Origin of the sequence: Micromonospora foliorum, assembly GCF_022229015.1 — a bacterium.
Classification (GTDB): Bacteria; Actinomycetota; Actinomycetes; order Mycobacteriales; family Micromonosporaceae; genus Micromonospora; species Micromonospora foliorum.
Window position 1 is genome coordinate 1 of the sequence record NZ_JAKKFF010000264.1, and the last position, 9596, is coordinate 9596.

The window sequence follows — 9596 nt, forward strand, 5'->3', positions numbered from 1 at the left end:
CGACAGACCCGGGCCGCGACCGACTGCACCCACTGGCGGTACGCGGCCGAGTCGGCGGGGTCCGCCCGGCGCCGCAGGACGCGGCTCGCCGCCCGACAGGCGGCCAGCAGGTCCACCAGATCGGTGAGCCGCTCGGCGGGTTGCGGGGTGCCGTCGTGGCGGGCGTAGATCGTGGCGACCACCGCGCGGACCAGATCACTGTCGGAGGCTCGGCCCGCGGCCACGGCGTCCACGCCGGCCAGGCTCGCCATGACCCCACGCTCCGTCCGGCCGGGACCGGGCGCCGCGGCGGCCACGAGCACCCGACCGGGCAGGCTGGTGAGCAGATCCCACTCGACGGCGGAGTAGACAGCGGTGGTCAAGGGTGCGGCTCGGCGGCCGGCAGAGGACGGCTCTCCCGCGACGGAGTGGCTCATCGGAACCTCCGGCGTCAGCATATGCCCCGAAACGGGAACAGGGCCCCTTCCCCCGCAGACCCGCGGTGAGGAAGGAACCCGTGTTCGTCGACGGTCGGAGCCCGCCGCGACGGTCAGCGCGGCTCGGGGAAGCTGGGCCGCTCCGGATCCACCCCGTCGGGCACCGCGGCGGCCGCGTACTCCCGCTTGGGGACCATGACCTTGCGCCGGAAGACGCAGACCATCGTGCCGTCCTGGTTGTAGCCGCGAGTCTCCACCGAGACCACGCCCCGGTCGGGTTTCGAGCCGGACTCACGCTTGTCCAGCACCGTGGTCTCGCCGTAGATGGTGTCGCCGTGGAAGGTCGGCGCGACGTGCCGCAGCGACTCGACCTCCAGGTTGGCGATCGCCTTTCCGCTCACATCGGGCACCGACATGCCGAGCAGCAGCGAGTAGATGTAGTTGCCGACCACGACGTTGCGCTTGAACTGGCTGGCTGTGGCGGCGTAGTGCGCGTCCATGTGCAGCGGGTGGTGGTTCATCGTGAGCAGGCAGAAGAGGTGGTCGTCGTACTCGGTGACGGTCTTGCCCGGCCAGTGCCGGTAGACCGCGCCGACCTCGAACTCCTCGTAGTAGCGACCGAACTGCATGCTGGTCCCTTCGACGGGCGGCGATGGAGTTCGGCACAGCATGCCTTACCGGTGGTTAAGGCGACCGGCGGGGCGCGAGGGCGGCGGAAATGTCACACCGGTCACTCGCCAGGGGGGAGACGCAATGAGCGGCGGGGCCCTCCCCGGCACCCGCCGCCCACGCTCTGATGTGAGGAATTCTGCCCTACGCCTGCGTAGGTTCAACAGAGATCGCGGTCACATTTATCTTTTTGTAACACTACTCTCCGTAATGGAACGGAGGTTGATCAGCGATCTCCGCAGGCCGGATACCTCCTCGTCAGGGGCCAAGTTACCGATTCGTACAGCTCAAGGGCGTGGATCTCCCTGGAAACGCTCCCATCACGTCAGGTCACGCAAGTGCGCCGTGCACTTGCGTTCCGCAGGTCGGGTGTGAACAGACGCGTGTCGATGACCCGCAGCGCCCCCCGGCAGCCCCGAGCACGTTTCGTGCCCCACCGCCCGGGAATTCGATACGGTCAGCCCTGGTTCTACGGGACGTAGATAAACCGCGGTGATCGGAGAGTGCAATGGCAACCGTTGAGCTGACCTCGGCGAACTTCGACGAGGTGACCGGCAACGACGGCATCGTCCTGGTCGACTTCTGGGCCGACTGGTGTGGTCCGTGCAAGCGGTTCGCCCCGGTCTACGAGCGCTCCTCGGAGAAGCACCAGAACATCGTCTTCGGCAAGGTCGACACTGAGGCTCAGCAGGAGCTGGGCGCAAAGTTCGACATTCGGTCGATCCCGACGATCATGGCGATCCGTGACGGCGTCATCGTCTTCGCCCAGCCGGGCGCGCTTCCCGAGTCCGCGCTGGAGAACCTGATCGAGCAGGTCGAGGCGCTGGACATGGACGACGTCCGCAAGCAGCTGGCCGAGCACAACCACTGAGTCGTCCGCGCGACGACACGCGAGGCCGGGCCCGGTTCGGGCCCGGCCTTCGTCGTACCCCCGCTTGCTCCCGCATGATCACCTGCCTGGTCAGGCCGAACTGGCCGTCGGAGGGACCCGACGCAGTCGGTACATCCCGTATCGTCACGACCCGATGGAGAACCTGACCACCCGCGGGCGCGTGACCCGGCTGGGCGCGACCGCACTCGGTCTCGTCCTGCTCGTCGCCGGCACCTTCTGGGGCAGCGACGACGACTTCCCGTTCGGCCCGTTCCGGATGTACTCCACCTCCAACCCGCCGAACGCCCCCGCACCGGACACCCGCGTCGAGGGGGTGAACAGCTCCGGGACGGTGATCGACCTCGACCAGAACGCGACAGGCATCCGCCGCGCCGAGATCGAGGGTCAGCAGGCTCGGTACGCCGCCGACCCGACGCTGCTCACCGAGGTCGCCGACGCGTACGCCGAACGCCACCCGGACGCCCCCGCGCTGGTCGAGGTCCGCATCGTCATCCGCTGGCACGGCATTCGTGGCGGCCGACCGACCGGCCAACACACCGACCAGACCGTCGTCCGCTGGCAGGCCACCCGATGAACCGCTGGCTGACCGAAGCCGTACCCCGGGGCCGGGTGGCCGCGTTCCGCACCCTGATCTACCTGTTCGTCGCCGCCGACCTGGTGATCTTCACCCCCTGGGTACGCACCCGGGTCAGCGTGCCCGGCGACCTGTACCAGCCACTCCTGATCGGCCGCCTGCTCCCACTGCCGACGCCAACCGAGACGCTGGTGACGGTGATCTTCTGGGCGTTGCTGCTGCTCGCCCTCCTCGCCGCCACCGGGCGGGCGCCCCGGCTGCTCGGCTGGGCGGTGTGCGCGCTGTACCTGGAGTGGATGATCATCGCGATGAGCTACGGAAAGGTCGACCACGACCGGTTCGGGCTGCTCGTCGCACTGGCCGTGCTGCCCACCGCCGGTCGCGCCCGGCACGGCGACACCACCCGCACCGAGGCCGGTGGCTGGGCCCTCCGCGTCACCCAGATCGCGGTGATCTGCACGTACTTCCTGGCCGCCTTCGCCAAGCTGCGCTTCGGCGGCCTGGACTGGCTGACCGGCTCGGTCCTGGCCCGCGCGATCATCCGACGCGGCACCGACCTGGCGGACCTCATCGCCCAGGTGCCGCACCTGCTGATCGTCGCCCAGTTCGGCATCGTGGCGTTCGAGCTACTGAGCCCGGTGGTCTTCCTCCTGCCGCCGCGCTGGCGACTCGCCATGGTCGGCTTCTTCTACTCGTTCCACGCGGTCACCATCGCGACCATCACGATCTCGTTCGCGCCGCACCTGGCCGCGATGACCAGCTTCCTACCGCTGGAGCGGGTGCGCCCGCTGGTCTGGACCCGCCGGCTTGTCGGCCGCGACACTCCCGACCCAGCGACGACGGATGCCCCGGAACAGCGCCCGGCGGGCGACGACCCGGAGCCGGCGCCGCCTGGCCAGGACCCGGTGGGGGCCGGCGCGGAACGGGCGCTCGACGATCAGACGCCGGTGGTCGGGCGACCGGTCGGGCCGTAGAGCCGCTCCCGGGCCTCCTGCGGCAGCGAGCAGGCCGCGGTGCCACCGGGGAGTCGGTGGCGGTTGCGCGCCACCCAGCGGTACGCGGGCCACGCCGCCACGCGCACCGGAGGAAACCGCAGGCCGGCACCGGCGACCCGCCAGAGCGGACCACTCGCGGCGAGCAGCTTCGCGATGGCGTCCGGACCGGCCGCGCGGGAACCGTCCGCGCCGACCCACTGCACGGCCTCCTCGCACTCGGCCACGGTGAGGCCGAGCGCGTCCAGGTCGGCGAACTGCCAGGGCACCACCCGTGCGGCGGCGGGGATGCGGCGCTCGATGAACTCCGCACAGCTCGTGCAGAACGCGCAGTCCCCGTCGTAGACGAAGGTCGACGTCTCCATGGTGTCCATCCTCCCCTCTCCGACCATCCGGACACCCACCGGTGTACGGCGGGTCACTTGCGCTTGTCTCGTACACGTGTTCGAATAGTGGCCATGCGCTGGGACAACCTCACCGCTCCCCCGGTTGAGGGAGACCCCGAGCGGGCAGCGCCAGCGACGCCACCCCTGCCGCTGGCGCTGCCCGGCGCCATCGCCCGCACCTTCGACACCCCCGAGTTCGCCGGGATGACCTTCTACGAGGTGCAGGCCAAGTCGATCCTCAACCGGGTGCCCGGGCAGTCCCGCGTCCCGTTCGAGTGGACGATCAACCCGTACCGGGGCTGCTCTCATGCATGTGTTTACTGCCTGGGCGCGGACACCCCGATCCTGATGGCGGACGGTCGCACGAATCCGATCAGCGAACTGGAGCCGGGTGACCGCATCTACGGGACCGAGCGACGGGGCGCCTACCGCCGATACGTGATCACCACTGTCCTTGACAAGTGGTCCACGGTGAAGTCGGCCTACCGGGTCACACTGGAGGACGGCACGACCCTCATCGCCAGCGGGGACCACCGGTTCCTCTCCGAACGTGGCTGGAAGTACGTCACCGGGGCCATGCATGGCAATGCCCGACGCCCCTACCTGACCACCAACAACCGCCTGATCGGCACCGGTCGTTTCGCCGTCGGGCCCAAGGAGTCACTCGACTACCGCCGGGGCTACCTGTGCGGGATGGTCCGGGGAGACGCGCACCTGGGCACGTTCTCGTACTCGTACGGGACGGTGCACCGGTTCCGGCTGGCGTTGGCCGATGATGAGGCATTGAGCCGCAGTGAGCGCTACCTCGCACTCGAAGGGGTCAAGACACAGCGCTTCGATTTCACCCCGGCCAGTCCCACGCGACGTGCAGTGGCCGCCATCCGAACCTCTAAGCAGCGGGACATCCTGGCGATCACCGAACTCGTTCGTTGGCCGGTCGAGCCCAGTGACGACTGGCGGCTTGGCTTCCTGGCCGGCATCTTCGACGCGGAGGGCAGTTGCAGCAGAGGCGTCCTGCGCATCAGCAACAGCGACGACGCCATCCTCGACCAGACGACGGCAGCACTGCGCCATTTCGGTTTCGCCTGCATGCGAGAAGATCGCGGCCTAGCCAACCGCGTGCGGGAGATCAGGCTGACCGGGGGCCTCGCCGCCCGGCTCCGGTTCTTCCACCTCACCGACCCTGCCATTACTCGGAAGCGGTCGATCGAGGGTGGCGCACTGAAGCATCAGGGCGCCCTCCGGGTTGTCGGCATCGAGGCACTCGGGCTGGAGCTGCCGCTCTGGGACATCACCACTGGCACCGGGGACTTCATCGCCAATGGCGTGGTCAGCCACAACTGCTTTGCCCGCAACACGCACACTTATCTCGATCTCGATGCCGGCGCGGACTTCGACCGGAAAGTGATCGTCAAGGTCAACGCCGGTGAGCTGGTCCGGCGGGAGCTGGCCGCGCCGCGCTGGCGGGGCGCGCACGTGGCGATGGGCACCAACGTGGACTGCTACCAGCGCGCCGAGGGCCGCTACCGGCTGATGCCACAGATCATCGGCGCCCTGCGAGACTTCGCCAACCCGTTCTCGATCCTCACCAAGGGCACGCTGATCCTGCGCGACCTGCCGCTGCTGCGGCAGGCCGCCGAGGTGACCACGGTGGGCATCTCCTTCTCGGTGGGGTTCGTCGACGAGCACCTCTGGCGCACCGTCGAGCCGGGCACACCGCACCCCCGCCGTCGGCTGGACGCCGTCCGGGCACTCACCGACGCCGGCTTCTCCGTCGGCGTGCTGATGGCCCCGATCCTGCCCGGCCTCAGCGACAGCGACGAGTCGATCGACGCCACCGTCTCGGCGATCGCCGCCGCCGGCGCGACAAGCGTGACCGCCCTGCCCCTGCACCTGCGTCCCGGCGCCCGGGAGTGGTACGCGCACTGGCTCGCCCGCGAGCACCCGCACCTGGTGCCCCGCTACCGCGAGCTCTACCGGGCCGGTGCGTACGCCCCGCAGGCGTACCAGCGGGAGCTGACCGCACGGGTGCGGATCGCCTCCCGCCGCCACGGGCTGCACCGCGGGGAGCGGGGCGACAACCGCAGCCTGCCCGAGCCGCCGCCACCGTCGGCGGCCGAGCAACTGACACTGCTCTAGTCGGAGCTACAGTCGGCTGGTGCGTACCGCTCAGCAGATCCTCGCCGACTCCGCCGTGATCGCCGTCGTGGGCGCGTCCCGCGACCCGTTCAAGGCCGCGCACAGCGTGCCGTTGCAGATGCAGCAGTACGGCTGGCGCATCATCCCGGTCAACCCGACGGTCGACGAACTGTTCGGGGAACGGGCCTACAAGACCCTCGCCGACATTCCGCACCCCGTCGACCTGGTGGACGTGTTCCGACCGGCAGCCGACGCCGTGCAGGTGGTCCGGGACGCGGCGGCGATCGGCGCCCCCGCGGTCTGGCTGCAACTGGGCATCGTCTCGGCCGAGGCGCGGCGGATCGCCGAGGAGGCCGGCATGGACTACGTCGAAGACCGCTGCCTCATCGTCGAACGCGCCGCCGCCGGCATCACCCGCCTCGCCTAACCCGAACCCCACCCCGCCCGCCCCGCCGATCATGCAGTTGTGGTGCCAGGTTGGGGGCCTTTGCCGCTTCTGTTGGGCCTGTCTCGTCAACGACGACGCGTCCGTCGGCGCGGACAGCCTCGGTCACGAGCGTGATGCCTCTGAGTCATATTGATGCCTCACGGTCATCACGCTCGTGACCGACGACGCGGATCGGCGACCGGCCAACAAGCAACCGGCAACGAGCAACAAGCAACCGATCAGCAGGGGCGGATCAGAGCTTGTACTCCTTGAGGAGGCCTCGGGAGATGATGGTCTTCTGGATCTCTGAGGTGCCCTCACCGATGAGCAGGAACGGGGCCTCCCGCATCAGCCGCTCGATCTCGTACTCCTTGGAGTAGCCGTAGCCGCCGTGAATGCGGAACGCCTCCTGGACGACCTCGGCGCAGTATTCCGAGGCGAGCAGCTTGGCCATCCCGGCCTCGACGTCGTTGCGCTGACCGGCGTCCTTGAGCCGGGCGGCGTTGACCATGAGGGCGTGCGCGGCCTCGATCTTCGTGCCCATCTCGGCGAGCTTGAAGGCGATCGCCTGGTGCTTGGCGAGGGGCTGGCCGAAGGTCTTGCGCTGCTGGGCGTAGCTCACCGCCAGCTCGAAGGCGCGAATGGAGATGCCGCAGGCGCGGGCGGCCACGTTGACCCGGCCCACCTCGATGCCGTCCATCATCTGGTAGAAGCCACGGCCGACCTTGTCGGCGCCGCCGAGGATCGCGGAGTCGGGCACGGTCACGCCGTCGAGCACCATCTCGGTGGTCTCGACGCCCTTGTAACCCATCTTTTCGATCTTGCCGGGGATGGTCAGGCCGGGGGCGGTCTCGCCGAAGCCGGGCTCCTTCTCCAGCAGGAAGGTGCTCATGTTGCCGTAGACGGACTCGGCACCGGTGTCGGTCTTGACCAGGGTGGCCACCACCGAGGAGTACGCCCCGTTGGTGAGCCACATCTTCTGCCCGTTGAGCACGTAGTGGTCGCCGTCGCGGACGGCCCGGGACTTGATCGCGGAGACGTCGGAGCCGGTTTCGGGCTCGGACATGGAGAACGCGCCGCGCACCTCGCCGGTGGCCATCTTCGGCAGCAGCCGGGCCTTCTGCTCGGGCGAGCCGTGCTGGGAGATCAGGTACGCCACGATGAAGTGGGTGTTGACGATGCCGGAGATCGACATCCAGCCTCGGGACAACTGCTCCACCACCAGCGCGTAGGTGAGCAGGGATTCGCCGAGCCCGCCGTACTCCTCGTCAATGGTGAGGCCGAAAAGCCCCATCTCGCGCATGCCGTCGAGGATGTCGATCGGGTACTCGTCGGCGTGCTCCAGTCGCTGCGCGTGCGGAATGATCTCCTTGTCGGCGAAGTCCCGAACGGTCTCCAGGATCGACTGTTGCACATCGGTCAGGCCAGGCGTCTGGGCGAGTCGGGCCATCTCAGCCTCCGGGGATCCGCGCACTACTCATGGGTAACTGAACGCTGGGTCAGTATCGGCCCCCCGGGTCGACGAGGCCAAGGTGACCAGTCCACACAACCGCTGTGAAAAGGTTCACCGCTGCGGGTAGCGTCCGGCAAGAGGGACTTTTCCGGCACCGGCAGGAGGAGGACAGCTGTGAGCTACCCGCCGCCGTCGGGACCGCCCGAGGACGAGCCGCCGCCGTCACCCTACGAGCCACCGAAGGACCAGTCGCCGTACGCGCCACCGCCGGCCGGCCAGCCGCCGTACGCGCCGCAGCCGGACCAGCCGGCGTACGAGCTGCCGGCGGAACGCTCACCGTACGGGCCGCCGGCCGGTGAACCGTCGCCGTACGGCCACCAGGGGCCGCAGCAGTCGGGGCATTGGAGTCAGCAGCCGCCGTACCCCCCGCAGGGCCCCTACGGCCAGTACGGCCCACCGCCGTCCGGGCCGGGTCGGGGCACCAACGTGCTGGCGATCCTGTCGCTGGTGTTCGCCTTCGTGTTTCCGCCCGCCGGCGCCGTCCTCGGTCACGTGGCCAAGCGGCAGATCCGGACCACCGGCGAGGAGGGCGACCAGCTCGCGACCTGGGGGCTGATCCTGGGCTACGTCTTCACCGGGCTCACCGTGCTGGCCTGCTGTGGCTGGCTGGCGCTGGTGGCCTTCGGCAACACCAACGACACCGGCGGCTACTGACCGACGCCGGTGCGGACCGCGCGGTCAGCGGAAGCGGGCCTCGCGGACGCTGTTGCCGCCGTCGACCACCAGCATCTGCCCGGTGATGTACGAGGCGGCCGGCGAGCAGAGGAAGCTGATCGCCGCGGCGACCTCGTCCGGCGTGCCCGGTCGCCCCACCGGGGTGCCCAGCCCCTGCTTGATCTCGGCCATGGTGGACGCCGCGGTGTAGATGGTGCCGGGTGCCACCGCGTTGACGGTCACGCCGTCGGCGATCATCTCCATGGCCAGGGCCCGGGTCAGCCCGACGACCCCGGCCTTCGCCGCGGCGTACGCGGCCTCGGTGGGCAGGGCGTTGACCGGGCCGGCCGTGGCCGCCAGGTTGACGATCCGACCCCAGCCCCGCTCGGCCATCCCGCCGATGAACGCCCGACTGCACAGGAACGCCGTGGAGAGGTTGCGGTCGATCTCACCGCGCCACTCGTCGTAGGTCAGCTGCGCCACCGGCCGCAGCACGCCCTGGCTGGCCCGACTGGCCAGGCCGGCGTTGTTGACCAGCACCTCGACGTCGCCCAACTGCTCGGCGACCGCATCGGCCAGCGCGCCGACCTCGGACTCGTCGGTCAGGTCCGCGACGAAGCCGGTGACCCCCAGCTCGGTTGCCCGCTCGTGGATGCGCCTGGTGGTGGAGACGATGGCCACCCGAGCGCCCAGGTCGGCGAGTCGCCGGGCGGTGGCGTACCCGATGCCGTCCGGGCTGCCCGCCCCGGTGACCAGGGCGACCCGCCCGTCGAGGCGCATGGTGACCGGGTCGGCGAGCGCGACCGGCTCGTCGGGGCCGGGGCTGCCCGCCGGGGCGCCCTTCCGGGCGCGCCGGGCCGCACCCGGGCGGCTGACGTCCCGTCGGGGTCGGCGTCCGGAGCTGTCCGCGGCCCGCCGCTCCGTCGCCTTGCCC

11 protein-coding genes are annotated in these 9596 nt (G+C 69.8%); 6 read left to right on the forward strand and 5 right to left on the reverse strand.

The genetic code is table 11. The features are described from left to right. Nucleotides 1-437: hypothetical protein (locus tag PSH25_RS19845; protein ID WP_238660505.1), on the reverse strand; the 437-nt coding region annotated here is incomplete at its 3' end. 92 nt (nt 438-529) lie between these two features. Continuing rightward, a complete protein-coding gene (locus PSH25_RS19850; protein WP_030486570.1) occupies nt 530-1045 on the reverse strand; it encodes a MaoC family dehydratase in 516 nt (171 codons plus the stop codon). A gap of 548 nt (nt 1046-1593) precedes the next feature. Here PSH25_RS19850 and trxA point away from each other — a divergent pair. From trxA to PSH25_RS19865, 3 genes are all read left to right on the forward strand, one after another. Then, nucleotides 1594-1956 carry a thioredoxin gene (gene trxA, locus PSH25_RS19855; protein WP_030329190.1) on the forward strand — a complete coding sequence of 121 codons (363 nt, stop codon included), beginning with the start codon at nt 1594-1596 and terminating at the stop codon, nt 1954-1956. Between the two features lie 154 nt (nt 1957-2110). Further along, on the forward strand, nt 2111-2551 hold the full coding sequence (locus PSH25_RS19860) for a hypothetical protein (RefSeq protein WP_238660507.1): 441 nt from the start codon (nt 2111-2113) through the stop codon (nt 2549-2551). Continuing rightward, a complete protein-coding gene (locus tag PSH25_RS19865; protein ID WP_238660509.1) occupies nt 2548-3525 on the forward strand; it encodes an HTTM domain-containing protein in 978 nt (325 codons plus the stop codon). The genes PSH25_RS19860 and PSH25_RS19865 overlap by 4 nt, the downstream gene beginning before the upstream one ends. Here the strand turns inward: PSH25_RS19865 and PSH25_RS19870 are convergent. Next, complete coding sequence (locus PSH25_RS19870; protein WP_238660510.1) at nt 3489-3908, reverse strand: thiol-disulfide oxidoreductase DCC family protein; 420 nt, start codon at nt 3906-3908, stop codon at nt 3489-3491. The two genes, PSH25_RS19865 and PSH25_RS19870, sit on opposite strands and share 37 nt — an antisense overlap. 93 nt (nt 3909-4001) lie before the next feature. Between PSH25_RS19870 and PSH25_RS19875 the strand changes: the two genes are divergently transcribed. Next, on the forward strand, nt 4002-6068 hold the full coding sequence (locus PSH25_RS19875) for an intein-containing Rv2578c family radical SAM protein (RefSeq protein ID WP_238660512.1): 2067 nt from the start codon (nt 4002-4004) through the stop codon (nt 6066-6068). A gap of 19 nt (nt 6069-6087) precedes the next feature. Further along, the gene (locus PSH25_RS19880) at nt 6088-6495 is read left to right on the forward strand and encodes a CoA-binding protein (protein WP_238660513.1); all 408 of its coding nucleotides are present in this window, start codon (nt 6088-6090) and stop codon (nt 6493-6495) included. 253 nt (nt 6496-6748) lie between these two features. Here the strand turns inward: PSH25_RS19880 and PSH25_RS19885 are convergent, their stop codons facing one another. Next, nucleotides 6749-7945: an acyl-CoA dehydrogenase family protein gene (locus PSH25_RS19885; RefSeq protein WP_238660515.1), complete on the reverse strand. Its 1197-nt coding sequence runs from the start codon at nt 7943-7945 to the stop codon at nt 6749-6751. Nucleotides 7946-8122: 177 nt separating this feature from the next. Between PSH25_RS19885 and PSH25_RS19890 the strand changes: the two genes are divergently transcribed. After that, nucleotides 8123-8662: a DUF4190 domain-containing protein gene (locus PSH25_RS19890; protein ID WP_238660516.1), complete on the forward strand. Its 540-nt coding sequence runs from the start codon at nt 8123-8125 to the stop codon at nt 8660-8662. A gap of 24 nt (nt 8663-8686) precedes the next feature. Here the strand turns inward: PSH25_RS19890 and PSH25_RS19895 are convergent. After that, nucleotides 8687-9596, reverse strand: a 910-nt coding sequence (locus PSH25_RS19895) for an SDR family NAD(P)-dependent oxidoreductase (protein WP_238660517.1), incomplete at its 5' end; no start/stop codon positions are given.

Bases quoted from the DNA above. Each gene is read 5' to 3' on its own strand.
- PSH25_RS19850 (WP_030486570.1), bottom strand. From the start codon at position 1,045: ATGCAGTTCGGTCGCTACTACGAGGAGTTCGAGGTCGGCGCGGTCTAC.
- trxA (WP_030329190.1), top strand. From the start codon at position 1,594: ATGGCAACCGTTGAGCTGACCTCGGCGAACTTCGACGAGGTGACCGGC.
- PSH25_RS19860 (WP_238660507.1), top strand. From the start codon at position 2,111: ATGGAGAACCTGACCACCCGCGGGCGCGTGACCCGGCTGGGCGCGACC.
- PSH25_RS19865 (WP_238660509.1), top strand. From the start codon at position 2,548: ATGAACCGCTGGCTGACCGAAGCCGTACCCCGGGGCCGGGTGGCCGCG.
- PSH25_RS19870 (WP_238660510.1), bottom strand. From the start codon at position 3,908: ATGGAGACGTCGACCTTCGTCTACGACGGGGACTGCGCGTTCTGCACG.
- PSH25_RS19875 (WP_238660512.1), top strand. From the start codon at position 4,002: ATGCGCTGGGACAACCTCACCGCTCCCCCGGTTGAGGGAGACCCCGAG.
- PSH25_RS19885 (WP_238660515.1), bottom strand. From the start codon at position 7,945: ATGGCCCGACTCGCCCAGACGCCTGGCCTGACCGATGTGCAACAGTCG.